Origin of the sequence: Stenotrophomonas maltophilia (assembly GCF_002799245.1) — a bacterium.
Lineage (GTDB): Bacteria > Pseudomonadota > Gammaproteobacteria > Xanthomonadales > Xanthomonadaceae > Stenotrophomonas > Stenotrophomonas maltophilia_S.
This window is the reverse complement of record NZ_NEQV01000005.1, coordinates 66,153-90,527: the sequence shown is the minus strand read 5'-3', so window position 1 is coordinate 90,527 and position 24,375 is coordinate 66,153. Positions and strand designations below refer to the sequence as shown.

Sequence of the window (24,375 nt, the reverse complement as noted above, 5' to 3'; positions counted from 1 at the left end):
GTTAAATAATCGCTAGAAAGGAAACAGAAAACCCCGCCCTTGCAGGCGGGGTCCGGTGATCGACCAGATGGCCGGCCAGCGGCCGGCGCTACCGGATCAGCGTGCTGGTACGACCTGGGCGCTGCCCACCGGGTTGCGCGGGTCGCTGCCGCCGAACAGCGTGTTCGCCTTGCGGTCCCATTCCACGGTCTGCAGGTTGCCCCACACGTGGCTGGAACCGCGGCCGCCTGCGGCGACGTCGCCCGGCAGGTCGATCTTGTGGCCCATCGCCTGCAGCTGCTTCACCGTCGCCGCATCGAATGCATCGTCCTCGGCTTCGATCAGGTCCGGCAGCCACTGGTGGTGGTAGCGCGGCAGTGCGGCAACCTGCTGCGCATCCAGGCCGGCGTCGTAACCCAGGATGCCCAGCAGCACCATGGTGATGATGCGGCTGCCACCCGGGGTGCCCAGCACCACCACCTTGTCGGCGTTCTCCATGAAGGTCGGGGTCATCGAGCTGAGCATGCGCTTGCCCGCCTTCGGCGCATTGGCCTCGTAGCCCATCACGCCGAACGCGTTGGGCGTACCTGGCTTCAGCGCGAAGTCGTCCATCTCGTTGTTCAGCAGCACGCCGGTGCCCTTGGGAATCAGCCCCGAGCCATACAGCAGGTTGACGGTCTGGGTGGCGCCGACACGGTTGCCGTCACGGTCGATGATCGAGAAGTGCGTGGTCTCGTCGTCTTCCAGCGGCGTCGGGTTGCCCGACAACAGGTCGCTGGGCGTGGCCTTCTCCGGATGGATGGTCGCCCGCAGGCCCTGCGCGTAGTCCTTGCTGGTCAGCACCTTCTGCGGGATCTGCACGAAGTCCGGATCGCCGAGGAAGAACGTGCGGTCGCGGTAGGCACGACGCATCGACTCCACCACCAGGTGGGTGCGATGTGCAGGGTCCATCTTCTTGATATCCCAGCCTTCCAGGATCTGCAGCATGCTGGCCAGCGCGATGCCACCGGACGACGGCGGCGGCGCGGTGGTGATCTTCCAGCCGTTGTAGTTGAACACGATCGGCTCGCGCTGCTTCACGCGATAGCCGGCCAGCTCTTCAGCGGTCCACTTGCCGCCGGCCTGCTTCACGCCGGCCAGCAGCAACGAACCGGTCTGGCCCTTGTAGAAACCGTCGAAACCACCCGTGGCAAGGCGCTCCAGCGTCTGTGCCAGTTCCGGCTGCTTGAACAGGTCACCGGTGGCAATCGGCTTGCCGTTGCGCAGGTAGACCTCGCGCGTGCCGGGGTAGCGCTCCATCACTTCACGGCGTGAGGCATACCCCTTGGCCATGCGGTCATACACCGGGAAACCTTCGCGCGCGATGCGGATGGCCGGCTGCAGCGAGGCCGACAACGGCAGCTTGCCGTGCTTGGCCGACAGCTCGACCAGCGCTGCGGGCAGGCCGGGAATACCCGCCGACCAGGCACCGTTGACCGAACGGTCACGGTCCAGGTTGCCCTGCTTGTCGAGGAAGGCCTGCGGAGTGGCAGCGGCCGGTGCGGTCTCGCGTGCATCCAGCATCACGTCCTTGCCGGTGGCCGCGTCGTGCAGCAGGAAGAAGCCGCCACCGCCCAGGCCGGAACTGATCGGCTCGACCACCGCCAGCGTGGACGACACCGCCACCGCGGCATCGAAGGCATTGCCGCCCTGCGCCAGGATGTCGATGCCGGCCTGCGTCGCCAGCGCGTGGCCACTGGCAATGGCAGCACCATCCGGGCGCTCGGCACGGGCCGGGCTGTCGGCCCAGGCGATCGGGCAAAGCAGCAGGCCGAGCAGCAACAGGGGGCGGACGATCAGCGTCTTCATTCGGATGGGGGCTCCGCATAGAGTTCGGGGTGATCGTGCTGCAGCTGGCGCAGCTTGGCCAGCAGCTGGTCTTCCGTTTCCACGATCTCCGGATCCGGGTCGATGCACTCGACCGGGCAGACGACCACGCACTGTGGCTCGTCGAAATGGCCCACGCATTCGGTGCAGCGCGCAGGGTCGATCACGTAGATGGTTTCACCCATCGCAATGGCCTGGTTCGGGCAGGCCGGCTCGCATACGTCGCAGTTGACGCAGAGCTCGTTGATTTTCAGCGACATGGCGATACTCCTCGCCCGCGCCTTGGGACAAGGACCGGCCAGCGCGGGCGCGCGGGCCGGTCAGGTCATCAGCGGCGCCCTTGCGGGGCGCCGTCCGGGCCATGCCGGAGCACGGCCGCCATGGCTCGGTATTACTTGGCTTCGACGAAAATGTACTCGGCACCGGTCGGCTGGATCGCAGCCTGCACACGGGCGTTGTCGGCCGACTGACCGATGAAGACGACGCGCACGCCCTTCATCGAATCCGGCGACACGTCCTTGAACACGGCCTGGATCATGTCAGCCATCTTGCCCGAGGCCGACGAACCGAAGGCCAGCATGTTGCCCGGCTGCACGCCACGGGCCACGGCCTGGGTCGCGCTCTCGGTCTGGCGCTCGTACTTGGCCTGGAAGTCCGGGTCCGATTCCGGCGAGAGGTAGTACAGGAACGGGCTGTTGGTGATGTTGCCCATGTTCTGGATCGCCACTTCCTGCAGGTACTTCTTCCAGCCTGCATCGTCGTCCTTGGACGGAGCGACCAGGGCCTGCTTGGCCTCATCGACCGGAGCGGCCTCTTCCTTCTTGCAGGCGGTGAAGGCCAGAGCCAACGAAGCGATCAGCATCGCGCGCATGGTGGTGTTCATGGGTTTCCTCCCGGAATGGTGCGTGGTGTTGTACGTAATGGGGTGCGGGTACAGCGGGGCTTACGACTGTGCCGACTTCGCTTCGCGGACCTTGCGCAGGGCTTCGAGCACCGCGGCCGGCACGAAACCGGACACGTCGCCGCCCAGGCGCGCGATCTCGCGGACCAGCGAGGACGAAATGAAGCTGTGCTGCTCGGCCGGGGTCAGGAACAGGGTCTCGACCTCGGGGATCAGGTGGCGGTTCATGCTGGCCATCTGGAATTCGTACTCGAAATCGGACACCGCGCGCAGGCCGCGCAGCAGCACCCCGCCCTGGACCGAACGTACGAAATGGGCCAGCAGGGTATCGAAGCCGATGACTTCGACATTGCCGTGGTGGGCCAGGGCGCCACGAGCCAGCTGCACACGCTGTTCCAGCGGCAGCGCCGGGCCCTTCGACGGGCTCTGCGCCACGCCGACCACGACCTTTTCGAACAGCGGCGCGGCCCGGCTCACAAGGTCGATATGACCGTTGGTGATCGGGTCGAACGTGCCGGGGTAGACGGCAATGCGGCGGTTGGCCACGGTCATGGGCGGATGCAGATGTTCAGATGAGGTCAAAGTGTAGCAGTGGCACGGCGGTACAGGGCAAAGCGCACCTCGCGGGTGCCGCCCCCGCGGTGCAGCAGCCATTCCGGCGGCAGCACCGGGACGTGGCCGGCCGGCGATTCCAGGTACAGCCAGGCATCGGCGGCCAGATGCCGCGGCAGCTGGGCCAGCACGTCCTGCCACAGGCCATCGGCAAACGGCGGGTCGATGAACACCAGATCGGCCTGCTGCGCGGGCGCGCCCTGCAGCCAGCGCAGGGCATCCGCCTGCACGACCATGATCTGATCGGCGGCCTGCAGTTTGGCCACGGCGGCGCCCAGGTTGCGCCCCAGCTGCGCATCGCGCTCGACCAGGGTGGCGTGGGCGGCACCGCGCGATACGGCCTCCAGGCCCAGCGCGCCACTGCCGGCGAACAGGTCCAGCACCCGCGCACCGCCCAGTCTGGGCATCAACCAGTTGAACAGGGTCTCGCGCACGCGGTCGCTGCTGGGCCGCAGCCCCGGCAGGGTCGGCACCGGCAGGCGGGTATTGCGCCAGCGCCCGCCGATGATGCGGACCTGGCCGTCATTGCCCCCACGGCCGCTCATCGGCGCTCCCGGCGGGAGGTATTCGAGAATTTCAGCATGAAGGGGATTGTAGTTCGGCCGGGCTTTGCCCGGCACCCGTCGAAGCCACGGCAACGACCGAAGCAACTTCAAAAGCTGGTTCCCAGGGGGTTGGCGGGGTGGGTCAGGTTGTGGGGGACGCCGTGAACCCCGCTCCGCGGTCCGGCCCAGCCGCTGGCGGCTGTGCCGGACCGCGGAGCGGGGTTTACGGCGTGTCCTGCCAACCCACACCACCCCGCCCAACCAACAGACAGACAGCCAAGAGCCGGCTGTTGCTGTTGCTCTGGCCTCGGCGGGTGCAGGGCGCAGCCCTGCCAGAACAACCCCTTGATTTCGGGACAATCAGCCATACCCCTTGGCAAGGCCGCACGCGCTGGCGCGGCATTGCACACGGAGCCTTATCGATGACCGAGACCACCCAGACCGAAACCCTTGGCTTCCAGACCGAAGTCAAGCAGCTGCTGCAGCTGATGATCCACTCGCTGTACTCCAACAAGGAAATCTTCCTGCGCGAGCTGGTCTCCAACGCCGCCGATGCCGCTGACAAGCTGCGCTTCGAGGCCCTGACCCAGCCGGCCCTGCTGGAAGGCGACAGCGAGCTGCGCGTGCGCGTCAGCTTCGACCCCGCCGCCCATACCATCACCATCGAAGACAACGGCATCGGCATGAGCCGCGCCGACGCCATCACCCACCTGGGCACCATCGCCAAGTCCGGCACCGGCGATTTCCTGCGCCAGCTGTCCGGCGACCAGAAGAAGGACTCGCAGCTGATCGGCCAGTTCGGCGTCGGCTTCTACAGCGCCTTCATCGTCGCCGACGAAGTGGAAGTGACTTCACGCCGCGCCGGCCTGGCCGCAGGCGAAGGCGTGCGCTGGACCTCGCGTGGCGAAGGTGACTTCGACGTCGCCACCGTCGACAAGGCCGAACGCGGTACCCGCATCGTGCTGCACCTGAAGGACGGCGAGCACGACTTCGCCGATGGCTGGCGCCTGCGCAGCATCCTCAAGAAGTACTCGGACCACATCGGCCTGCCGATCCAGATGCCGAAGGAAGGCGAAGAAGGCGCCGCCGGCGAGTGGGAGACCGTCAACCGCGCCAGCGCGCTGTGGACCCGCCCGCGCACCGAGATCAGCGACGCCGAGTACACCGAGTTCTACAAGCACGTAGCGCACGACCACAGCGATCCGCTCGCATGGAGCCACAACAAGGTCGAAGGCAAGCTCGAGTACACCTCGCTGCTGTACGTACCGGGCCGTGCGCCGTTCGACCTGTACCACCGCGATGCACCCAAGGGCCTGAAGCTGTACGTGCAGCGCGTGTTCGTGATGGACCAGGCCGAGCAGTTCCTGCCGCTGTACCTGCGCTTCATCAAGGGCGTGGTCGATTCCAACGACCTGTCGCTGAACGTCTCGCGCGAGATCCTGCAGTCCGGCCCGGTCATCGATTCGATGAAGGCGGCGCTGACCAAGCGCTCGCTGGACATGCTGGACAAGCTCGCCGCCGACAAGCCCGAACAGTACGCCACCTTCTGGAAGGAATTCGGCCAGGTGCTGAAGGAGGGCCCGGCCGAGGACTACAACAACCGCGAGAAGGTGGCCGGCCTGCTGCGCTTCGCCTCCACCCGCGGCGACGGCGATGCACAGAGTGTGTCGCTGGCCGATTACCTCGGCCGCATGACCGAAGGCCAGGACAAGATCTATTACCTGACCGGCGAGAGCTACAGCCAGGTGCGCAACAGCCCGCACCTGGAGGTGTTCCGCAAGAAGGGCGTGGAAGTGCTGCTGCTGACCGACCGCATCGACGAGTGGCTGATGGGCTACCTGACCGATTTCGACGGCAAGGGCTTCGTCGACATCGCCCGCGGCGACCTCGACCTGGGCGCGCTGGAAAGCGAGGCCGACAAGCAGGAGCAGGAAGCGGCAGCGAAGGACAAGCACGGCCTGGTCGAGCGCCTGAAGACGGTGCTGGGCGATGACGTGGCCGAAGTGCGCGTCTCGCATCGCCTGACCGATTCGCCGGCGGTGCTGGCCATCGGCGAACAGGACCTGGGCCTGCAGATGCGCCAGATCCTGGAAGCCAGCGGGCAGAAGGTGCCGGACAGCAAGCCGGTGCTGGAAATCAATCCGGGCCACCCGCTGATCGCCAAGCTCGATGCCGAAGCCGACGGCGCACGTTTCGACGATCTGGGCCGGGTGCTGTTCGACCAGGCCGCACTGGCCGCCGGAGACAGCCTGAAGGACCCCGGCGCCTACGTGGCCCGCCTGAACAAGCTGCTGCTGGAGCTGTCGGCCTGATCGACGGGTGGTCGCCGGGCGTTGCCCGGCGATGCCCTGGCAGATGGCCCCCCTGGTGGGGGCCCCACGATCGGGTAGCCGCCAACCTTGGTTGGCGCCCGCACGGCAGCCGGGTCAAGGTTGGCGCCGGCCAAAGCGGGCTGCTCAGGCCTGGCGGTCCAGCAGTGAGCCCAGCATCTGGTCCTGGCGGCGGATGACCGTGGCATTGGCAGCGAAGGCCACCACCTCGGCTTTCGCCGCCAGCAGGTCCCCCAATGGCGCAGCAGGATCGGCATCGGCAGGAACCACCGCGGCCCGCACCCCACCCTGTTCCGCGGTACCGCGCTGCACCTGCAGGCGCTGGGCATCGGGGGTCGCCAGATTGGCCACGTTGTGCGCGGCCACCTGCACGCCCTGCTGGGCCGCACGCATACCGCCGAGGGCGATTCCCATCACGTTGTTCATGGCGGTCTCCGGGCCGCACGACGCAGCCCTCCGGACCGGTTAACGGCCGGCGGACCGCGACCTTGAGTCCACGTCGGCCCGACAGGCCCGAGTGGTAGCATATCCCTCTGATTTCAGCGCCTTTTGCCAATGCTCAGTTTTTTCCGCCGCAAGAAGCCCCAGGATGCCCCCGCAGCGGAGGCACCCAAGACCCAGCACTACTCGGCTGAAGAGCTGGCGGCGGCGTTCCCGTCGGCCGCGCCTGTCGAGGACAAGGAACCTGCGCCGCCAGCCGCGCCTGCACCGGTAGAGGTAGAACCGCCTCCCGCGGCGGTCACCTCCACCGCCATCGAGCCGGCCCCTGTGGTTCCGGCTCCGGTCATTCCTGCTCCCGTCGTTCCTGCTCCGGTCGTCCCCGCCCCGAGCGCCGCGCAGCCGGCGCCCCGGATCGACGTCGCCCCGGTTGCGGCCCCGGCCATCGAACCGGTGCCTGCGCCGCTGCCGGAGCCCACGCCTGCACCGCCCACGGTCAGCGACGACCTGCCTGCCGCCGCCTCGGTCGACGCCGTTGCGGCTCCTGCCGGCAAGCCGGGCTGGCGCGAACGCCTGCGCAACAGCGTCATCGCGCGCAGCTTCGGCGGCCTGTTCTCGCGCAATCCCAAGCTCGACGACGACCTGCTGGACGAGCTGGAAACCGCACTGATCACCGCCGACGTCGGCGTGGGTGCCACCACCGATCTGGTCGAGGGCCTGCGCAAGCGCATGAAGTCGCGCGAGTTCGCCGACGCCAACGCGCTGCTGGCCGCTCTGCGCGCCGAGCTGATCGCGATCCTGCAGCCGGTGGCCAAGCCGCTGGTGATCGACCGCAATGCCAAGCCCTTCGTGGTACTGACCGTCGGCGTCAACGGCGTCGGCAAGACCACCACCATCGGCAAGCTGGCCAAGCGCTTCAAGGATGACGGCCACAGCCTGATGCTGGCGGCCGGTGATACCTTCCGCGCCGCCGCCGTGGCTCAGCTGCAGGCCTGGGGCGAGCGCAACGGCGTGGCCGTGGTCGCGCAGGGGCAGAACGCTGACGCCGCTTCGGTAGCGTTCGACGCGCTGCAGGCAGGCAAGGCCCGCGGCACTTCAGTGCTGATCGCCGATACCGCCGGCCGCCTGCACACCCAGTCCGGCCTGATGAACGAGCTGGGCAAGATCCGCCGCGTGCTCGGCAAGATCGACCCCACCGCACCGCACGAAGTGCTGATGGTGATCGACGGCACCACCGGCCAGAACGCGCTGTCGCAGCTGCGCCAGTTCAATGCCGCAGTGAACGTGACCGGCCTGGTGGTGACCAAGCTGGACGGAACCGCCAAGGGTGGCGTGGTGTTCGCATTGGCCCGCGAGTTCGGCATTCCGATCCGCTTCGCCGGCATCGGCGAGCGCCCGGAAGACCTGCGCGTGTTCGACCCGGAAGCCTTCGTCGACGCCCTGCTGCCCGAAGCGCTGGGCGCCTGATACACCGCGCAGCCACGCATGGCGTGGCTCTACTGCAGCCCGGTAGAGCCACCCCAAGAGTGGCGGCCTCTCTGGAAATCCAATGCCCCGCCAGCCGCACGCCAGCGCCGAGACTGCAGAACAGGCCGGTTTCGTCGCCCGCCTGCTGCACTGGTTCGACGACCACGGCCGCCACGACCTGCCCTGGCAGCACCCGCGCAGCCCCTACCGGGTCTGGTTGTCGGAAATCATGCTGCAGCAGACCCAGGTGGCCACGGTCATCCCGTACTTCCAGCGGTTCCTGCAGCACTTCCCGACCCTGCCCGACCTCGCCGCCGCCAGCAATGACGCGGTGATGGCGCAGTGGGCCGGGCTCGGCTACTACGCCCGCGCGCGCAACCTGCATGCCGCCGCAAAGCGCTGCGTGGAACTGCACGACGGCGATCTGCCGCGTGATTTCGATGCATTGCATGCCCTGCCCGGCATCGGCCGCAGCACCGCCGGTGCGATCCTCAGCCAGGCCTGGAACGATCCGTTCGCGATCCTCGATGGCAACGTCAAGCGCGTGCTCAGCCGCTACCACGGCATCGACGGCTTTCCTGGCCTGCCGGTCATGGAGAAGCAGCTGTGGGCGATCGCCGAGGCGCACGTGACGCAGGTACCAGCCGGACGCATGGCCGATTACACCCAGGCGCAGATGGACCTGGGCGCCACCGTGTGCAGCCGCGCCAAGCCGGCCTGCGTGATCTGCCCGCTGCAGGACGACTGCGTGGCGCGCCGCGAAGGTCGTACCGCAGAGCTGCCGACACCCAAGCCGGGCAAGTCACTGCCCGAACGCGAGGCGGTCGCCCTGCTGCTGCGCGACGCCCAGCAGCGCGTGCTGCTGCAGAAGCGGCCGGACACCGGCATCTGGGCGCAGTTGTGGACGCTGCCGCAGGCCGACGCCGGCAGCGTGCTGCAGGACTGGTTCGACGCGCACGTGGAAGGTTCGCTGGAAGACGCCGAGGAGCTGCCAGTGCTGCAGCACACCTTCAGCCACTACAAGCTGCATCTGCAGGTACTGTCGCGGCAGGTACACGGCCTGCGGGTGGAGGAACCCACGCTGCGCTGGGTCGCCACCGACGAGCTGCCCGCACTGGGCCTGCCGGCACCCATCCGCAAGCTGTTCGACGGCGCCACGATCAGAACGCCGAAACGAAATTCCAAGAAACCCCGCAACCACGAGTGAGTGCCATGTCCCGAACCGTCTTCTGCCAGTACGAACAACGCGATGCCGAGGGCCTGGACTTCGTGCCCTATCCCGGCGAACTGGGCCAGCGCATCTTCAACAACATCGGCAAGCAGGCCTGGGCCGCGTGGCTCGCACACCAGACCATGCTGATCAACGAAAACCGCCTGTCGCCGCGCAACCCGGAACACCGCGCCTTCCTTGAAGGCGAACTGGTCAAGTTCCTGTTCGAGAAGGACGCGGAAAAGCCCGCCGGCTTCACCCCGGAAGCCTGACACCGAAAAAGGGGACGGAGGGGATTAAGTCGTTTTTGCCCAAATGGCCTAAAAACGACTTAATCCCCTCCGTCCCCTTTTTGATCATTTCGCGGGCGCGGTGGCTTCCTCGCGCTCCTGCACCTGCGCCTGGCGCAGCTCCTGCTCGGAGGTACGCAGTGCCTTCACATCCAGTTTGCGGATGCTGTTGATGAAGCACGGCATGCGCGGGCCTCCGGTCGGGTCGCGTACCAGCACCTTGTCGAAACGCGACGACACCCGGCCCATGCTGCTGGTCAAGCCGATGGCTGTGGCGTAGGACAGGTCCGGACACGGGCCGCTCAGCTCCAGCAGGTAAGCCTCGCTCGGTCGGGTCCAGACCGCCAGCGCACTGTCACCCAGTTCGGTCCAGCCATTGAGGCTGCCGAAGAACTGCATGTCGTTCTGCGGCGCGCCGGCGTGGGCACGGTACAGATCCAGTTTCTCGGTACTGCTGAGCCGGCCGGTGGTGGCGCAGGCGGCCAGCGCCAGGCAGAGTCCGGCGATCAGAATCGGGGTCTTCATGGCGATCTCCTCGGGGAACTGCCGCCATCATGCGCCTGGCCTGGCAACGCCGGCGCGATGACCGGAGGCCCCATTCAGCCACCGGTCGGCGGCTCCCGCAGCCGACCAGGCCGGCATCCGCCGAGGCGGGTTCGAGGCTCCGGATCCGGGTAGTCGCCAACCTGGGTTGGCGCCCGTCCGGCGGCTCAGACGTCGGCGTGGGCCAGTGCGTGCAGGCGCCCTTCGCGCAGCTCCAGCACCCGGTCCAGGCGCCGCGCCAGGCTGCGGTCGTGGGTGACCAGCACCAGGCTGGTGTGGCGCGCGCGATTGAGTTCCAGCATCAGCTCGAACACGGTGCCAGCAGTGCGGTCATCCAGGTTGCCGGTCGGCTCGTCGCCGAGCACGCAGGCCGGATGATTGACCAGCGCACGTGCCACGGCGGCCCGTTGGCGCTCACCGCCAGACAGCTCACCCGGCTTGTGGTCCAGGCGATGGCCAAGGCCGACCGCCTCCAGCAGCGTGGTGGCCCGGCTGCTCGCCTCGGCCACGGCGGTGCCGGCCAGCAGCACCGGCATCATCACGTTTTCCAGCGCCGTGAACTCCGGCAGCAGGTGATGGAACTGGTAGACGAAGCCCAGCGCCTGGTTGCGCAGCAGGCCACGCGCGGTGTCCGACAGCGCCGACATGCGCTGGCCGGTCACATAAACCTCGCCAGCGGTCGGAATATCCAACCCGCCCAGCAGGTGCAGCAGCGTGCTCTTGCCGGCGCCGGAGGCACCGATGATCGCCACCGTCTCGCCGGCGGTGACGGTCAGGTCCAGGCCATCGAACACCGGGGTCTGCATGCGCCCTTCGGCGTAGGTCTTGCCCAGTGCTTCGGCGCGGATCACTTCATCGCCACGGTTGAAGACCTTATTCATAACGCAGGGCCTCCGCCGGCTGGGTGCGTGCTGCCCGCCAGGCGGGGTACAGGGTGGCCAGGAAGCTCATCAGCAGCGCGACCACGGTGATCGCCACCACGTCGCCGGTCTGCATGTCGGTCGGCAGGCCGGTGATGTAGTACACGTCTTCCGGCAGCAGCTTCACGTTGAACACGCTCTCGATGGCGCCGAGGATGCGTTCCAGGTTGAGGGTCAGGGTGATGCCACCGATCAGGCCGGCCAGCGTGCCGAAAATGCCGATCAGCGAGCCCTGCACCATGAACACCTGCATCACGCCTCCCGGGGTCAGGCCGAGGGTGCGCAGGATGGCGATGTCGGCCTGCTTGTCGGTCACCAGCATCACCTGCGAGGACACCAGGTTGAAGGCGCCCATGGCGATGATCAGCGACAGCAGGATACCCATCACCACCTTCTCCATGCGCAGCGAGTGGTAGAGGTTGGCGTTCTGCTGGGTCCAGTCACTCACCCGGTAGGCACCACCGAGGTTCTGCGCCAGATCCACGCCCACTTCCAGCGAGCGGTCCATGTCGTGCAGTTTCAGCCGCACGCCGGTGGCACCATCGCTGCGCAGCACGCGCTCCAGGTCCTGCATGTTGGCAAAGCCGACGCCACGATCGACCTCGTTGTAGCCGGCCTCGAAGATGCCGCTGACGGTGAAGCGTTTCATTCGTGGCACCGCGCCGGCAGGCGTACCCTGCACTTCGGCAAATGTCACCAGCACCTGGTCGCCAACGTCCACGCCGAGCCAGATCGCCAGTTCCTTGCCCAGCAGCAGGTTGAAGCTGCCCGGCTTGAGGCTGTCATAGCTGCCCTTGGTGACCTTCTTGTCGATCACCGAGACGTTCGGCTCCAGCGCCGGATCGATGCCCTGGATGATCGCCCCCTGCACGCGCGGGCCGCTGATCATCGACTGGATCTCGATGTATGGCGCGGCACCGGCCACGCGCGGGTCCTTGCGGGCGATGTCGACCACACGCATCCAGTCCGGCATCGGCTCGCCGTCACGGCTGATGGTGGTGTGCGCGGTCATCTGCAGCAGGCGGCTGCGGATTTCCTTCTGGAAGCCGCTCATCACCGCCAGGGTGGTGATCAACACCGTAACGCCGAGCGCGATGCCCAGGATCGATGCCATCGAGATGAAGGAGATGAAGCCGTTGCGGCGCTTGGCGCGCAGGTAGCGCAGGCCAATGGCCACGGGAATGGGTTTGAACATGCAGGCACGCCGGTCGATTCAGCTTATGGTGCCATCGACCGGGGCCGACGGGAAACGCCGCGTGCGGCCACGGCCAGTCGCAGTTCACGTCGCTGGCCCGAATCGAGCACATCAGGCCAGAACAGCAGGCGCCGACGGTGCCGATCCTCACGCCAGAGCAACAACAGCCACGGCCCGCGCACCACCAGCTGCGGCACATCGATCTCCTGCCCGGCCACCTGCAGTGGTTCGGGAAGCGGGGGCAGCAGCACCTGCACGCGTGGCCTGCGCTGGCGCCAGGCCAGTGCGGTCAACCCGATGCCCCAGGCCAGCAACACCGCCGGCATCAGCAGCCGTGGCGGCAGATCCGATGCGCGCAGCAGCCAGGGGGCGGCCAGCAGCACCGCCAACTGGGCGGCGGCCTGCAGCCGCGAGGGGCGCCACTCAAGGCTTGAGGGCGAGGATCTTCTGCATGAGGGGGATTGCGTGCGCATGCGGGCAGGCCTCATAGCCCATGAACCAGCGCCACAACTTATCGTCCTCGCAATCGAGCAGGAACAGGAAAACCTCGCGCTCTTCGGTCGGTGCAGTGCTCCACTCACGGTCAAGGTAGCGGCCGAACAGCTGGTCCAGTTCGCGCATGCCGCGGCGGCAGCGCCAGCGCAGCTTCTTCAGCAGAACGTCTTCTTCCATTGTGTTTCTCCAGATACAGCAAAGCCACGCATGGCGTGGCTCTGCTGGGGTCATGCAACTACCCTGCGCCGTATCAGGCGCGGCGTTCCATCATCAGCTTCTTGATCTCGGCAATCGCCAGCGCCGGGTTCAGGCCCTTCGGGCAGGTCCGGGCGCAGTTCATGATGGTGTGGCAGCGGTACAGCTTGAACGGATCTTCCAGATCGTCCAGGCGCGCACCGGTGTCCTCATCGCGCGAGTCGATGATCCAGCGGTAGGCCTGCAGCAGGATCGCCGGGCCCAGGTAACGCTCGCCGTTCCACCAGTAGCTCGGGCAGCTGGTCGAGCAGCAGGCGCACAGGATGCACTCATACAGGCCGTCCAGCTTCTTGCGGTCTTCCGGCGACTGCAGGCGCTCACGGTCCGGCGGTGCCGGGGTCTGGGTACGGATCCACGGCTTGATCGACGCGTACTGCGCGTAGAAGTGGGTCAGGTCCGGAACCAGATCCTTGACCACGTTCATGTGCGGCAGCGGGTAGATCGGCACTTCCTTCTTGCCGCAGTCCGAGATGGCTCGGGTGCAGGCCAGGGTATTGGTGCCGTCGATGTTCATCGCGCACGAACCGCAGATGCCTTCGCGGCACGAGCGGCGGAAGGTCAGGGTCGGGTCGATCTCGTTCTTGATCTTGATCAGGGCGTCCAGGACCATCGGGCCACAGGCGTCCAGATCGACTTCATAGGTATCGGTGCGCGGGTTGCTGTCGTCGTCCGGACTCCAGCGGTAGATCTTGAAGGAGCGCACGTTCTTGCCGCCGTTCTTGACGGGGAAGTGCTTGCCCTTCGTGATCTTGGAATTCTTGGGGAGTGAAAACTCGGCCATGGCTGCTCTCGTTGGCTCAGGCGGCCCGCGCCCTTGGGCGCGGATTGCATGGTAGGCGGGGTCGGATCAGTACACGCGCGGCTTCGGCGGCACCACGGACACGTCGTCGGTCAACGTGTACATGTGCACCGGACGGTAGTCGAAGCTGCACTTGCCCTTCTCGTCGACGCTGACCAGGGTGTGCTTCTGCCAGTTGACGTCGTCGCGGTCCGGGAAGTCCTCGTGCGCATGCGCGCCGCGGCTTTCCTTGCGCTGTTCGGCCGAGTTGATCGTCGCCACCGCGTTGAGCAGCAGGTTGTTCAGCTCGTAGGTTTCGATCAGGTCCGAGTTCCACACCAGCGAACGGTCGGAGACCTTCACGTCCTGGAACGAGTCGAAGATCTTGTCCATCTTCTCGCAGCCTTCCTTCAACGTCTGGCTGGTGCGGAAGACCGCCGCGTCGGCCTGCATGGTGCGCTGCATGCGATCGCGGATGACCGAGGTCGGGGTATCACCGTTGGCGTGGCGCAGCTTGTCCAGCAGGCCCAGCGCCTTGTCGCAGGCATCGGCCGGCAGCGGCTTGTGCGATGCGCCCGGCTTGATGGTCTCGGCGCAACGGTTGGCCACTGCACGACCGAACACCACCAGATCCAGCAGCGAGTTCGAGCCCAGGCGGTTGGCACCGTGCACGGACACGCAGGCCGCTTCGCCGATGGCGTACAGGCCCGGCACCACGGCATTGTCGTTGTCGCCGACCTTCTGCACCACTTCACCGTGGTAGTTGGTCGGGATGCCGCCCATGTTGTAGTGCACGGTCGGGATGACCGGGATCGGCTGCTTGTGCACGTCGACGCCGGCGAAGATGCGGGCGCTTTCAGCGATGCCCGGCAGCTTCTCGTCGATCACGCCCGGGCCGAGGTGGGTCAGGTCGAGCAGGATGTGATCCTTGTGCTCGCCAACGCCGCGGCCTTCGCGGATCTCGATGGTCATCGAACGGCTGACCACGTCGCGCGAGGCCAGATCCTTGTAGTGCGGTGCATAGCGCTCCATGAAGCGCTCGCCGCTGCTGTTGCGCAGGATGCCACCTTCACCGCGGACACCCTCGGTGATCAGGCAGCCGGCGCCGTAGATGCCGGTCGGGTGGAACTGCACGAACTCCATGTCCTGCATGGCGATACCGGCACGCATGGCCAGGCCGCCACCGTCGCCGGTGCAGGTGTGCGCCGAGGTGGCGCTGAAGTAGGCACGGCCGTAACCACCGGTGGCCAGCACCACGCCCTGGGCGCGGAACAGGTGCAGGGTGCCATCGGACATGTCCAGGGCCAGCACGCCGCGGCAGGCGCCCTCATCGTCGAAGATCAGGTCGAGTGCGAAGTACTCGATCATGAAGCGCGCATCGTGCTTCAGCGACTGCTGGTACAGGGTGTGCAGCATCGCGTGGCCGGTACGGTCGGCCGCCGCGCAGGTACGCTGCGCCGCCGGGCCTTCGCCGTACTTGGTGGTCATGCCACCGAACGGGCGCTGGTAGATCTTGCCTTCGGCGGTACGCGAGAACGGTACGCCGTAGTGTTCAAGCTCGATGATGGCCGGGATGGCCTCACGGCACATGTACTCGATGGCGTCCTGGTCGCCCAGCCAGTCCGAACCCTTGATGGTGTCGAAGAAGTGGTAGCGCCAGTCGTCCTCGCCCATGTTGGCGAGTGCGGCCGAGATACCGCCCTGGGCGGCAACGGTGTGCGAACGGGTCGGGAAGACCTTGGTCAGGCACACGGTCTGCAGGCCCTTGGCGGCCAGGCCGAACGTGGCGCGCAGGCCGGCACCGCCGGCGCCGACCACGACCATGTCGTACTTGTGTTCGGTGATCTTGTAAGCGGACATCTAATCTGGATTCCTGTGTTGGTGCCTGGGCTCAGGCAACGCCGAGGGCGATGCGGCCCACCGCAAACACACTGACGATCATGCCGAGCACGGCGACGAACTTCACCGCGGTCTGCAGCACCAGGGCCAGCAGCGATTCGTGGATGTAGTCTTCCAGCACGACCTGCATGCCGAGCTGCGCGTGCCAGAACATGGCGATCAGCAGGCCGATCAGCGGCACTGCATTCCACGGCTTGGCCACGGCGGCGGCGGCGGTCGCATAGTCCGAGCCCAGCAGGCCCAGCACGAAGACCAGGAACCAGATGCCCAGCGCCACCAGGGCGGCGGCGGTCAGGCGCTGGTGCACGAAGTGCTCGGTGCCGGTCTTGGCCGAACCAAGGCCGCGCACGCTCTTCAACGGGGTACGGAACTTGCTCACGCAGCACCTCCGAACATCACATAGGCCCACACCAGCAGGGTGATCACCAGGCTGCCGATGACCGACAGCCAGCTGCTGCGGATGAAGGCGGGGATGCTGAAGCCGATGGCGAAGTCCTGCACCACATGGCGGATGCCATTGCACAGGTGATAGGCGAACGACCATGTCCACGCGAACAGGAACACGCGGCCATACCAGGCCCCGGCATGGCCGGTGAAGCAGTTCCAGGACTCGGGCCCCATCATCAGGGCCAGCAGGCCGGCGGCGATGATGAGGGCACCAACAGACAGAAAGACGCCAGTGGCTCGATGCAGGATCGAGGTGGCCATCTGAATCTGCCAGCGATACACCTGAAGGTGCGGGGAAAGTGGGCGTTGTCTGGTCGCCATTCGCTGGGCTCGTTGTCTCGGCTGGGCGGCACGCGGCCGCGTTGGCTCAATGCTGATCAGAAATCGATGCAGCGTCCGTTTTTCTCCCAATCGCCGTACCGCACCGGATCAAGTCCGCCGCGGCCGCCGAATTCCTCTGCCTTCTCATGTTCCACGGGCACGGGTGCCGCGGGGACCAGCGGGGCTTCAGATTCGTCGTCGGGAGTGGGGGTTGTTTGGCCTATCATGTTCGGTCTCGCAACGCACAAATTTTAGACCTCGTTCACGTGCCTGACAACCTGCCCCCTGCTTTCGTTGGATATCCGCGCCTGCCCGGCCACCAGCTGCTGAGCCTGCAAGGCCCGGATGCGGCTGCCTTTGCCCACGCCCAGTTCAGCAGCGATGTCACTGCCCTGCCCCTGCTGCACTGGCAGTGGAGTGCCTGGCTGAGCGCCAAGGGCCGCACTCTGGCGGTGTTCCAGCTGCTTCGGCTGGCCGACGACCATGTGATGCTGGTGCTGGCTGACGGCGACGCCGATGCGATTGCGTCGCAACTGCAGCGCTTCGTGTTCCGTCGCAAGGTGAAGGTATTGCTGCGCGACGATCTGGCGGTGGCCGGGGCCTTCACCGCGCCCGAGGCCGCCAGCGGCGCTGCGATCGCGCACACCGCAGGTGACGGCTGGGAACTGGATCTGGGCAGCGATGCCCTGCCGCGCAGCCTGCGGCTTGGCAATGCCGATGCCTTTGCCCCCACCGGTGAAGCCGATCAAGCCGCTTTCGCCCTGGCCTGGCGCCAGGCCGACCTGCGCTACGGCCTGCCGCGGCTGGAAGAAAGCCAGCGCGAAGTGTGGACCCCGCAGCAGCTGGGCCTGGACCGCCTGAACGGCTACAGCGTGAAGAAGGGCTGCTATCCGGGCCAGGAGATCGTCGCCCGCACCCACTTCCTCGGCAAGGCCAAGCGCGCGGTGCAGCTGCTGCACACCGCTGCACCGGCGCAGGCCGGCGATGGCGTGCAGCAGGACGGCGCGGCACTGGGCACGATCGCCAGCGTGGCCGGCGACCTGGCACTGGCGGTGCTGCCGCTGGAGGCCAGCGACGCCGACCTGCAGGTGGGCGATGCCATCGCGCAGCGCGTGCCACTCCTGGATGGCTTGGCACGCTGAGCCTGAAGGGCTCTCATCCACGCATGGCGTGGATCTGCTGAACCCACCTTCTGTAGAGCCGAGCCCATGCTCGGCTTCTCCCTGAAATGCAGCCGAGCGTGGGCTCGGCTCTACAGAATCAGAGGCGCTCGCCGCTCTCGGCGTTGAAGAAATGCAGGCCCTGCGGGTGGATCGCCACGCGGATCTCCTCGCCTACCGCTGGCAGCGCCTGCGGCGCCACGCGCATGGTCAGCGCATGCTGGCCACTGCTGAGGTTGACGAAGATCTCGTTGCCGACCGGCTCGATGCCCTCAATGCGCGCGGTGAACGCGTGTGCATCATCAGCAGCCGCCGGCTGCAGGTGCTCCGGCCGCACGCCCACCGCGATCGGCTTCTGCAGCCATGCCGGATCGATCGTGGCCTGGCCCAGCGGTGCACGCCATTCGCCGTCGACCACGGTCACGCCGCCGGCATCGCCCTGCAGCGTGCCACGCAGCACGTTCATCGCCGGGCTGCCGAGGAAACCGGCCACGAACAGGTTGGCCGGGCGGTCGTACAGCGCCATCGGCGTATCGATCTGCTGGATGACACCGTCCTTCAGCACCACGATGCGCTGGCCCAGGGTCATCGCTTCGACCTGGTCGTGCGTCACGTAGATCATGGTGGTGCCCAGCTTGCGGTGCAGCTGCGCGATTTCGGTGCGCACGCTGTGGCGCAGCTTGGCATCCAGGTTGGACAGCGGCTCGTCGAGCAGGAACACCGCCGGCTCGCGCACCAGCGCACGACCCAGCGCAACACGCTGGCGCTGGCCACCGGACATCGCCTTGGGCAGCTTGTCCATCATCTCGGTCAGGCCCAGCGTCTGCGCCGCTTCGGCGATGCGCTTGTCGATGGTCGCCTTGTCATGCCCACGCAGCTTCAACCCGAAGGCCAGGTTCTCGGCCACGGTCATGTGCGGGTACAGCGCGTAGCTCTGGAACACCATCGCGATGTCGCGATCCTTCGGCGCCACGTCGTTGACCACACGATCACCGATGGTCAGCGTGCCGCCGCTGATTTCCTCCAGGCCAGCCACCATCCGCAACAGGGTCGACTTGCCACAGCCGGACGGTCCGACCAGCACCATCAGCTCGCCATCGGCGACCTCGAAGCTGGCGTCCTTCACCGCGACCTGGCCGTTGTCATAGACCTTGCGCACACCCTGCAACTGCACTTTTGCCATATCACCTATCCGGTCCGCCCGAAGCCGGGCTGTCTTTTGGGACTGCCTCGGCCCTCCCGATGGCAGTGATGATTGCGCGCCTGCCGCATGGCGGCGAGCACTGCAATCGAATACAGTTGCCCATTCTGCCATGTAAACGTTTTCACGTGGCACTATCCGATGATCGGTGCGCACCGATCTGCGTCGGCGGTTGAACGAAGGTTCCGCCGAGGTAGTGGTTTCGAATGGAACGATCCTCCGGTAGCCCGGAGAACGCCCCCGACGAACCTCGGACAGGCAGTTGCGCGGATGTCCCCCGAACCCAGCCATGAAGCGATTGACAACGATGTCACCCGGATCTGAAACTCGAGCGATGCACGACACCCTCTTCCTGTTCGGTGCCACAGGTGATCTGGCCCAGCGCTACCTGTTCCCTTCGCTGCTTCGCCTGCTTGGCGACGGCCTGCTGCCGGAGGACTTCCGCATCCGCGCACTGGCCCTGTCCGGGCATGACACCGAAGCCTTCCATGACATCCTGCGGCCGCGCCTGCAGCAGGCCATGCCGATGGCCACGCAGGACGATATCGGTGCCCTGCTGCGCCGCATCGACTACCGTTCGGTGGACCTGCGCGACGTCGACTCGGTCGCCGCTGCGGTCTCCGACCTGGTGCACCGCAAGTGCGTCAGCTACCTGGCCATTCCGCCGGGCCTGTACATCTCCACCTGCGAAGGCCTGGCCAAGGGCGGCGCCCTCGCCGCGCCGGCACGGCTGATGCTGGAGAAGCCAATCGGCAGCGACAGCGAGAGCGCCGAGGAAATCATCAGCACCATCGGCCAGTGGATCGACGAGGACCGCGTGTTCCGTCTCGACCACTACCTCGGCAAGGCCGCAGTGCAGAACCTGATCGCGCTGCGCTTCGGCAATACGCTGCTGGAAGCGGTATGGAACCGCAACTACATCGAATCGGTGCACATCCTGGTCGCCGAGAGCGAAGGCGTGGACGGCCGCGACGCCTACTACGCGCGATCCGGCGCGCTGCGCGACATGGTGCAGAGCCACATCCTGCAGCTGCTGTGCATGGTGGCGATGGAACCCCCGGCTTCGCTGGAAGCCGACCGCATCCGCGACGAGAAGGTCAAGGTGCTGCGCGCCCTGCGCCCGCTCGATGCGAAGCACGCCGCGCGTGACAGCATCCGTGGCCGCTACACCGCCGGTACCATCAACGGCCAGCCGGCCCAGGCCTACCAGCCGCCGGAAGGCAGCGATGTGGAGACCTTTGCCGGTGTCACCGCGCACATCGACAACTGGCGCTGGAGCGGCGTGCCGTTCCACCTGGTCACCGGCAAGCGCCTGCCCGAGCGCACCACCCGCGTGGTGGTCACGCTGAAGCCGGTCACCCACTGGCTGTTCGAGCGCCCGCAGCGCGCGCAGGCCGCACCGAACCGCCTGGTGTTCCAGCTGCAGCCGCAGGAAAACATCGAACTGGGCCTGATGAGCAGCCTGGCCGGCCCGGAATGGGGTGCACTGGAACTGCATCCGCTGGAACTGGAACTGTCGGTGCCGACCGGCCTGCACCGGCGCATCGCTTACGAACGCCTGTTCCTGGATGCCTTCAACGGCAACCACACGCTGTTCGTGCGCGACGACGAAGTGCGCGCAGCGTGGGCCTGGATCGACAGCGTCGCCGACGCCTGGAAGGACGCCAAGCTGCCGCTGGAGCCCTACCCCGCTGGCCAGTGGGGCCCGAGCAACGCCGGCGAGTTCCTGCCGCAGGGCGTGGACGCGCCGGACAACGGAGCCTCGGCATGAGTGCCAGCTCGCAGCCGGTGCTGGTCGCCGACATCGGTGGCACCAATGCCCGCTTCGCCCTGGCCGACACCGCGCAGGACGCACCACTGCAGAAGGACAGCATCCGCGAGTACGCGGTGGCGGAGTTCCCTTCGCTGGGTGATGCCGCGCGCCACCATCTCGAACAGATCGGTGCCACCGCAAGCCGCGGCGTGTTCGCGGTGGCCGGTCGCGTTGATGGTGACGAAGCACGCATCACCAACCATCCGTGGGTGATCTCGCGCAGCCGCACCGCAGCGATGCTCGGGTTCGACGAGCTGCACCTGATCAACGATTTCGCCGCACAGGCGATGGCGATTTCACTGCTGCAGCCTGATGATGTGGTCCAGGTCGGCGGTGCCGCCTGGGTCCCGGGCAAGCCGGGCCAGCCGCGCAACTACGCGGTGATCGGGCCGGGCACCGGTCTGGGTGTCGGCGGCCTGATCCTGCGTCATGGCCGCTGCTACCCGCTGGAAACCGAAGGCGGCCATGTCAGCTTCCCGCCGGGAACCCCGGAGGAAATCCGCATCCTGGAAATCCTGTCCGAGCAGTTCGGCCGCGTCTCCAACGAGCGCCTGATCTGCGGCCCCGGGCTGGTCAACATCCATCGCGCCGTATGCGAGATGGCCGGCATCGATCCGGGCCAGCTGCAGCCGGTGGACGTGACCGCCCGCGCCCTGCACGGTGATCCGCAGGCGATGCGCACCGTGGATGTGTTCTGCGCCGTGTTCGGCGCCATCGCCGGTGATCTGGTACTGACCCAGGGCGCCTGGGACGGCGTGTTCCTGACCGGCGGACTTACCCCGAAGATGCTCGATTCACTGCAGCACTCCGGTTTCCGCCAGCGCTTCGAACACAAGGGACGCTTCTCCTCGATCATGGCGCGCGTGCCCTCATTGGCGGTGATGCATCCCCACGCCGGATTGCTGGGTGCCGCCGCCTATGCCGCCGACGCCGAACGTGACGCACCAGGAGTTGCCGCATGAACCCCAGCTTCCACGACGACCGAATCGAGTTCATCCAGCACGGCGATGCCGATGGCTGGATCGAGGCGGTGGCCGCCGAGATGGCACAGGCCCTCAATCACGACATCAATGAAGTGGGACGCGCCCGCATCCTGCTGTCCGGCGGCACCACGCCGGCGCCGGTCTACCGCGCGCTGGCCGAACTGGACGTGCACTGGGACCGGGTTGAAGTGAGCCTGGCCGACGAGCGCTGGCTGTCTCCGCAGGATCGCGACAGCAATGCCTGGCTGGTGCGCGAGCACCTGCTGAAGCGCGCCGAAGGTGCCCATTTCGATCCGCTGGTGCGGATCGGCAAACCGCTGCCCGAATGCGTGTACACCGCCAACCTGCAGGCCCAGCACAGCCAGCCACCGAGCCTGGTGGCACTGGGCATGGGCAACGACGGCCACACCGCCTCGTTGTTCCCGGGCTCCAAGGACCTCGCCCGCGCACTGGAAAGCACCCTGCCCTATGCCGCGCTGGATGCTACCGGCTGCCCGGGCGCGAACCAGTGGCCGCTGCGCATCACCCTGACCCCACACGGCCTGCGCCAGTGCCGCCAGCGCCTGCTGCTGCTGCGCGGCAAGCAGAAGCTGCAGGTACTGCGCCAGGCGCTGGACAGCAGTGACGCCCAGCAATATCCGATCCTCAACGCCATCAACCTGGAAGGCGCGCGCCTGCGCGTCCACTGGGCTGATTGATGTCGGCGGCGGCGCCCCGCCGCCGCTTGCCTCTCGCCACCTCGAACGCCGGTAGCCAATGAGCCTCCATCCGCAACTGCAAGCCATCACTGAGCGCGTCATCCGTCGCAGCGCCGCCTCGCGCGCCGCCTACCTGGCCGCGATCGACGCCTCCCTGCGTGACGGCCCGTTCCGCAGCCGCCTGAGCTGCGGCAACCTCGCCCACGGATTCGCCGCCTGCGGCGGTACCGACAAGAGCCGCCTGCGCGGCGGCGTGACGCCGAACCTCGGCATCATCACCGCGTACAACGACATGCTGTCGGCGCACCAGCCGTTCGAGACCTATCCCGAACAGATCCGCGAGATCGCCCGCGAGCTGGGTGCCACCGCACAGGTGGCCGGCGGCGTGCCGGCGATGTGCGACGGCGTCACCCAGGGCCGTGGCGGCATGGAACTGTCGCTGTTCTCGCGTGATGTGATCGCGCAGGCCACCGCGATCGGACTCAGCCACGACATGTTCGATACCACCGTCTACCTCGGTGTGTGCGACAAGATCGTACCCGGCCTGCTGATCGGTGCGCTGGCGTTCGGCCATCTGCCGGCGGTGTTCGTGCCGGCCGGCCCGATGACCCCGGGCATCCCGAACAAGCAGAAGGCCGAAGTGCGCGAGCGCTACGCTGCCGGTGAAGCCACCCGCGAAGAGCTGCTCGAAGCCGAGTCCGCGTCGTACCACGGCGCCGGCACCTGCACCTTCTACGGCACCGCCAATTCCAACCAGGTGCTGCTGGAAGCGATGGGCGTGCAGCTGCCGGGTGCGTCGTTCGTCAATCCGGGCACGCCGCTGCGCGATGCACTGACCCGCGAAGCGACCGAACGTGCGCTGGATATCACCGCACTGGGCGACGACTTCCGTCCGCTGGGCCGGATCATCGACGAGCGCGCGATCATCAACGCGGTCATCGCGCTGATGGCCACTGGCGGTTCGACCAACCACACCATCCACTGGATCGCCGTGGCGCGTGCGGCCGGCATCGTGCTGACCTGGGACGACTTCGACGAACTGTCGCAGCTGGTTCCGCTGCTGGCCCGCGTCTATCCGAACGGCGACGCCGATGTGAATCGTTTCGCCGCCGCGGGCGGCCCGGCGTTCGTGTTCGGCGAGCTGATCAAGGCTGGCCTGATGCACGGTGACCTGGTCAGCGTGGCGCGCGGCGGCATGGCCGACTATGCGCGCGAGCCGCAGCTGCGCGACGGCCAGCTGGTCTATCTGCCCGGCCTGGAACGCAGCGCCGATGACGAGGTGGTGCGTGGCGTCGACCATCCCTTCGAGCACCATGGCGGCCTGCGCCTGCTGCGCGGCAACCTGGGCAAGTCGCTGATCAAGCTGTCGGCGGTGAAGCCCCAGTACCGCACGATCGAAGCACCGGCGGTGGTGGTCGATGCACCGCAGGTGCTGAACAAGCTGCACGCCGGCGGCCTCCTGCCCGAGCACTTCGTGGCGGTGGTGCGGTACCAGGGCCCGCGCGCCAACGGCATGCCGGAACTGCATTCGCTGGCACCGCTGCTGGGCCTGCTGCAGAACCAGGGCCGGCGCGTGGCGCTGGTCACCGACGGCCGCCTGTCCGGCGCCTCCGGCAAGATTCCGGCGGCGATCCACGTGACACCGGAAGCAGCGCGCGGCGGCCCGCTGGCCAAGGTCCGCGAGGGCGACATGATCCGCCTGGACGGCGAGGCCGGCACGCTGGAAGTGCTGGTGGATGCGGCCGAATGGGCAGCGCGTGCACTGGCGGCGAACACCGCACCTGCCGCGCATGACCTGGGCCGCAACCTGTTCGCGATCAACCGGCGCGTGGTGGGCCCGGCCGACCAGGGCGCGATTTCGATTTCGTGCGGGCCGGCGGCTGCCGATGGCGGGCCGTGGAACTACGACGCGGAATACGAGCTGGGGCACGATGCCGCGGCGGCGGCGGCGCCGCATGAGGCGAAGGACGCCTGAAGGTTGAAGAGCGTTGCGGGTTTGTCGCGGCGGTGAGTTTTCTGGCTGAGGGCG

26 protein-coding genes are annotated in these 24,375 nt (G+C 67.1%); 9 read left to right on the top strand and 17 right to left on the bottom strand.

The genetic code is table 11. The features are described from left to right. Positions 1–96: 96 nt before the first annotated feature. The 5 genes from ggt to rsmD all read right to left on the bottom strand — a co-directional run bounded on the left by ggt (position 97) and on the right by rsmD (position 3,903). Positions 97–1,827, bottom strand: a complete 1,731-nt coding sequence (ggt, locus tag B9Y64_RS15240) for a gamma-glutamyltransferase (protein ID WP_100441437.1) — start codon at positions 1,825–1,827, stop codon at positions 97–99. Then, positions 1,824–2,105 carry a YfhL family 4Fe-4S dicluster ferredoxin gene (locus B9Y64_RS15235; RefSeq protein WP_004153175.1) on the bottom strand — a complete coding sequence of 94 codons (282 nt, stop codon included), beginning with the start codon at positions 2,103–2,105 and terminating at the stop codon, positions 1,824–1,826. Before B9Y64_RS15235 ends, ggt begins: the two co-directional genes overlap by 4 nt. Positions 2,106–2,236: 131 nt before the next feature. Continuing rightward, a complete protein-coding gene (locus B9Y64_RS15230; protein ID WP_004153167.1) occupies positions 2,237–2,728 on the bottom strand; it encodes a hypothetical protein in 492 nt (163 codons plus the stop codon). 60 nt (positions 2,729–2,788) lie between these two features. Continuing rightward, entirely contained in the window at positions 2,789–3,298 is a 510-nt protein-coding gene (gene coaD / locus B9Y64_RS15225; RefSeq protein ID WP_014036814.1) for a pantetheine-phosphate adenylyltransferase, read from the bottom strand. Between the two features lie 26 nt (positions 3,299–3,324). Beyond that, complete coding sequence (gene rsmD, locus B9Y64_RS15220) at positions 3,325–3,903, bottom strand: 16S rRNA (guanine(966)-N(2))-methyltransferase RsmD (RefSeq protein WP_100441436.1); 579 nt, start codon at positions 3,901–3,903, stop codon at positions 3,325–3,327. A 422-nt stretch (positions 3,904–4,325) separates the two neighbouring features. Between rsmD and htpG the strand changes: the two genes are divergently transcribed. Next, entirely contained in the window at positions 4,326–6,215 is a 1,890-nt protein-coding gene (htpG, locus tag B9Y64_RS15215) for a molecular chaperone HtpG (protein ID WP_100441435.1), read from the top strand. A 144-nt stretch (positions 6,216–6,359) separates the two neighbouring features. Here htpG and B9Y64_RS15210 read toward each other — a convergent pair whose 3' ends face one another. Beyond that, positions 6,360–6,659 carry a hypothetical protein gene (locus tag B9Y64_RS15210; RefSeq protein WP_100441434.1) on the bottom strand — a complete coding sequence of 100 codons (300 nt, stop codon included), beginning with the start codon at positions 6,657–6,659 and terminating at the stop codon, positions 6,360–6,362. 129 nt (positions 6,660–6,788) lie between these two features. Between B9Y64_RS15210 and ftsY the strand changes: the two genes are divergently transcribed. From ftsY to B9Y64_RS15195, 3 genes are all read left to right on the top strand, one after another. Continuing rightward, positions 6,789–8,138 carry a signal recognition particle-docking protein FtsY gene (ftsY, locus tag B9Y64_RS15205; protein WP_100441433.1) on the top strand — a complete coding sequence of 450 codons (1,350 nt, stop codon included), beginning with the start codon at positions 6,789–6,791 and terminating at the stop codon, positions 8,136–8,138. A gap of 82 nt (positions 8,139–8,220) precedes the next feature. After that, positions 8,221–9,345, top strand: a complete 1,125-nt coding sequence (gene mutY / locus B9Y64_RS15200; protein ID WP_100441432.1) for an A/G-specific adenine glycosylase — start codon at positions 8,221–8,223, stop codon at positions 9,343–9,345. A gap of 5 nt (positions 9,346–9,350) precedes the next feature. Continuing rightward, positions 9,351–9,620 (top strand): oxidative damage protection protein, encoded by a 270-nt coding sequence (locus B9Y64_RS15195; RefSeq protein ID WP_100441431.1) that lies wholly within the window; start codon positions 9,351–9,353, stop codon positions 9,618–9,620. A gap of 84 nt (positions 9,621–9,704) precedes the next feature. Here B9Y64_RS15195 and B9Y64_RS15190 read toward each other — a convergent pair whose 3' ends face one another. The 10 genes from B9Y64_RS15190 to B9Y64_RS15145 form a co-directional block, all read right to left on the bottom strand. Further along, on the bottom strand, positions 9,705–10,163 hold the full coding sequence (locus B9Y64_RS15190; RefSeq protein ID WP_100441430.1) for a DUF6491 family protein: 459 nt from the start codon (positions 10,161–10,163) through the stop codon (positions 9,705–9,707). 185 nt (positions 10,164–10,348) lie between these two features. Beyond that, positions 10,349–11,062, bottom strand: a complete 714-nt coding sequence (lolD, locus tag B9Y64_RS15185; protein ID WP_014036806.1) for a lipoprotein-releasing ABC transporter ATP-binding protein LolD — start codon at positions 11,060–11,062, stop codon at positions 10,349–10,351. Next, positions 11,055–12,296 carry a lipoprotein-releasing ABC transporter permease subunit gene (locus B9Y64_RS15180; protein ID WP_100441429.1) on the bottom strand — a complete coding sequence of 414 codons (1,242 nt, stop codon included), beginning with the start codon at positions 12,294–12,296 and terminating at the stop codon, positions 11,055–11,057. The genes lolD and B9Y64_RS15180 overlap by 8 nt, the downstream gene beginning before the upstream one ends. A gap of 23 nt (positions 12,297–12,319) precedes the next feature. Further along, the gene (locus tag B9Y64_RS15175; RefSeq protein WP_100441428.1) at positions 12,320–12,769 is read right to left on the bottom strand and encodes a hypothetical protein; all 450 of its coding nucleotides are present in this window, start codon (positions 12,767–12,769) and stop codon (positions 12,320–12,322) included. Beyond that, on the bottom strand, positions 12,720–12,968 hold the full coding sequence (locus B9Y64_RS15170) for a succinate dehydrogenase assembly factor 2 (RefSeq protein ID WP_004153155.1): 249 nt from the start codon (positions 12,966–12,968) through the stop codon (positions 12,720–12,722). The genes B9Y64_RS15175 and B9Y64_RS15170 overlap by 50 nt, the downstream gene beginning before the upstream one ends. A 73-nt stretch (positions 12,969–13,041) precedes the next feature. Further along, on the bottom strand, positions 13,042–13,827 hold the full coding sequence (locus tag B9Y64_RS15165; RefSeq protein WP_049468745.1) for a succinate dehydrogenase iron-sulfur subunit: 786 nt from the start codon (positions 13,825–13,827) through the stop codon (positions 13,042–13,044). Positions 13,828–13,893: 66 nt separating this feature from the next. Further along, the gene (gene sdhA / locus B9Y64_RS15160; RefSeq protein WP_100441427.1) at positions 13,894–15,684 is read right to left on the bottom strand and encodes a succinate dehydrogenase flavoprotein subunit; all 1,791 of its coding nucleotides are present in this window, start codon (positions 15,682–15,684) and stop codon (positions 13,894–13,896) included. Positions 15,685–15,715: 31 nt separating this feature from the next. Further along, on the bottom strand, positions 15,716–16,102 hold the full coding sequence (gene sdhD / locus B9Y64_RS15155; RefSeq protein WP_032128865.1) for a succinate dehydrogenase, hydrophobic membrane anchor protein: 387 nt from the start codon (positions 16,100–16,102) through the stop codon (positions 15,716–15,718). Next, complete coding sequence (gene sdhC, locus B9Y64_RS15150) at positions 16,099–16,491, bottom strand: succinate dehydrogenase, cytochrome b556 subunit (RefSeq protein WP_024958620.1); 393 nt, start codon at positions 16,489–16,491, stop codon at positions 16,099–16,101. The genes sdhD and sdhC overlap by 4 nt, the downstream gene beginning before the upstream one ends. Before the next feature lie 56 nt (positions 16,492–16,547). Beyond that, entirely contained in the window at positions 16,548–16,718 is a 171-nt protein-coding gene (locus tag B9Y64_RS15145) for a DUF1674 domain-containing protein (RefSeq protein ID WP_100441426.1), read from the bottom strand. 39 nt (positions 16,719–16,757) lie between these two features. Between B9Y64_RS15145 and B9Y64_RS15140 the strand changes: the two genes are divergently transcribed. Further along, entirely contained in the window at positions 16,758–17,633 is an 876-nt protein-coding gene (locus B9Y64_RS15140; RefSeq protein ID WP_100441425.1) for a YgfZ/GcvT domain-containing protein, read from the top strand. Between the two features lie 118 nt (positions 17,634–17,751). On the opposite strand, the gene B9Y64_RS15135 is transcribed toward B9Y64_RS15140, so the two are convergent. After that, a complete protein-coding gene (locus B9Y64_RS15135) occupies positions 17,752–18,834 on the bottom strand; it encodes an ABC transporter ATP-binding protein (protein ID WP_100441424.1) in 1,083 nt (360 codons plus the stop codon). 352 nt (positions 18,835–19,186) lie between these two features. Between B9Y64_RS15135 and zwf the strand changes: the two genes are divergently transcribed. The 4 genes from zwf to edd are packed head-to-tail and all read left to right on the top strand — an operon-like array spanning position 19,187 to position 24,321. Further along, entirely contained in the window at positions 19,187–20,623 is a 1,437-nt protein-coding gene (gene zwf / locus B9Y64_RS15130) for a glucose-6-phosphate dehydrogenase (RefSeq protein WP_100441423.1), read from the top strand. Continuing rightward, positions 20,620–21,627 (top strand): glucokinase, encoded by a 1,008-nt coding sequence (gene glk / locus B9Y64_RS15125; RefSeq protein ID WP_100441422.1) that lies wholly within the window; start codon positions 20,620–20,622, stop codon positions 21,625–21,627. Before zwf ends, glk begins: the two co-directional genes overlap by 4 nt. Then, positions 21,624–22,346: a 6-phosphogluconolactonase gene (gene pgl, locus B9Y64_RS15120; RefSeq protein ID WP_100441421.1), complete on the top strand. Its 723-nt coding sequence runs from the start codon at positions 21,624–21,626 to the stop codon at positions 22,344–22,346. The genes glk and pgl overlap by 4 nt, the downstream gene beginning before the upstream one ends. A 58-nt stretch (positions 22,347–22,404) precedes the next feature. Further along, positions 22,405–24,321, top strand: a complete 1,917-nt coding sequence (edd, locus tag B9Y64_RS15115; RefSeq protein WP_100441420.1) for a phosphogluconate dehydratase — start codon at positions 22,405–22,407, stop codon at positions 24,319–24,321. Positions 24,322–24,375 lie beyond the last annotated feature (54 nt).

Coding starts and splice junctions, on each gene's coding strand:
- ftsY (WP_100441433.1), top strand. CDS start 6,789: ATGCTCAGTTTTTTCCGCCGCAAGAAGCCCCAGGATGCCCCCGCAGCG.
- B9Y64_RS15135 (WP_100441424.1), bottom strand. CDS start 18,834: ATGGCAAAAGTGCAGTTGCAGGGTGTGCGCAAGGTCTATGACAACGGC.
- B9Y64_RS15190 (WP_100441430.1), bottom strand. CDS start 10,163: ATGAAGACCCCGATTCTGATCGCCGGACTCTGCCTGGCGCTGGCCGCC.
- glk (WP_100441422.1), top strand. CDS start 20,620: ATGAGTGCCAGCTCGCAGCCGGTGCTGGTCGCCGACATCGGTGGCACC.
- B9Y64_RS15230 (WP_004153167.1), bottom strand. CDS start 2,728: ATGAACACCACCATGCGCGCGATGCTGATCGCTTCGTTGGCTCTGGCC.
- sdhA (WP_100441427.1), bottom strand. CDS start 15,684: ATGTCCGCTTACAAGATCACCGAACACAAGTACGACATGGTCGTGGTC.
- coaD (WP_014036814.1), bottom strand. CDS start 3,298: ATGACCGTGGCCAACCGCCGCATTGCCGTCTACCCCGGCACGTTCGAC.
- B9Y64_RS15195 (WP_100441431.1), top strand. CDS start 9,351: ATGTCCCGAACCGTCTTCTGCCAGTACGAACAACGCGATGCCGAGGGC.
- B9Y64_RS15170 (WP_004153155.1), bottom strand. CDS start 12,968: ATGGAAGAAGACGTTCTGCTGAAGAAGCTGCGCTGGCGCTGCCGCCGC.
- mutY (WP_100441432.1), top strand. CDS start 8,221: ATGCCCCGCCAGCCGCACGCCAGCGCCGAGACTGCAGAACAGGCCGGT.
- B9Y64_RS15145 (WP_100441426.1), bottom strand. CDS start 16,718: ATGATAGGCCAAACAACCCCCACTCCCGACGACGAATCTGAAGCCCCG.
- pgl (WP_100441421.1), top strand. CDS start 21,624: ATGAACCCCAGCTTCCACGACGACCGAATCGAGTTCATCCAGCACGGC.
- ggt (WP_100441437.1), bottom strand. CDS start 1,827: ATGAAGACGCTGATCGTCCGCCCCCTGTTGCTGCTCGGCCTGCTGCTT.
- B9Y64_RS15210 (WP_100441434.1), bottom strand. CDS start 6,659: ATGAACAACGTGATGGGAATCGCCCTCGGCGGTATGCGTGCGGCCCAG.
- B9Y64_RS15235 (WP_004153175.1), bottom strand. CDS start 2,105: ATGTCGCTGAAAATCAACGAGCTCTGCGTCAACTGCGACGTATGCGAG.
- edd (WP_100441420.1), top strand. CDS start 22,405: ATGAGCCTCCATCCGCAACTGCAAGCCATCACTGAGCGCGTCATCCGT.
- sdhC (WP_024958620.1), bottom strand. CDS start 16,491: ATGGCGACCAGACAACGCCCACTTTCCCCGCACCTTCAGGTGTATCGC.
- zwf (WP_100441423.1), top strand. CDS start 19,187: ATGCACGACACCCTCTTCCTGTTCGGTGCCACAGGTGATCTGGCCCAG.
- rsmD (WP_100441436.1), bottom strand. CDS start 3,903: ATGAGCGGCCGTGGGGGCAATGACGGCCAGGTCCGCATCATCGGCGGG.
- lolD (WP_014036806.1), bottom strand. CDS start 11,062: ATGAATAAGGTCTTCAACCGTGGCGATGAAGTGATCCGCGCCGAAGCA.
- B9Y64_RS15165 (WP_049468745.1), bottom strand. CDS start 13,827: ATGGCCGAGTTTTCACTCCCCAAGAATTCCAAGATCACGAAGGGCAAG.
- htpG (WP_100441435.1), top strand. CDS start 4,326: ATGACCGAGACCACCCAGACCGAAACCCTTGGCTTCCAGACCGAAGTC.
- B9Y64_RS15180 (WP_100441429.1), bottom strand. CDS start 12,296: ATGTTCAAACCCATTCCCGTGGCCATTGGCCTGCGCTACCTGCGCGCC.
- B9Y64_RS15175 (WP_100441428.1), bottom strand. CDS start 12,769: ATGCGCACGCAATCCCCCTCATGCAGAAGATCCTCGCCCTCAAGCCTT.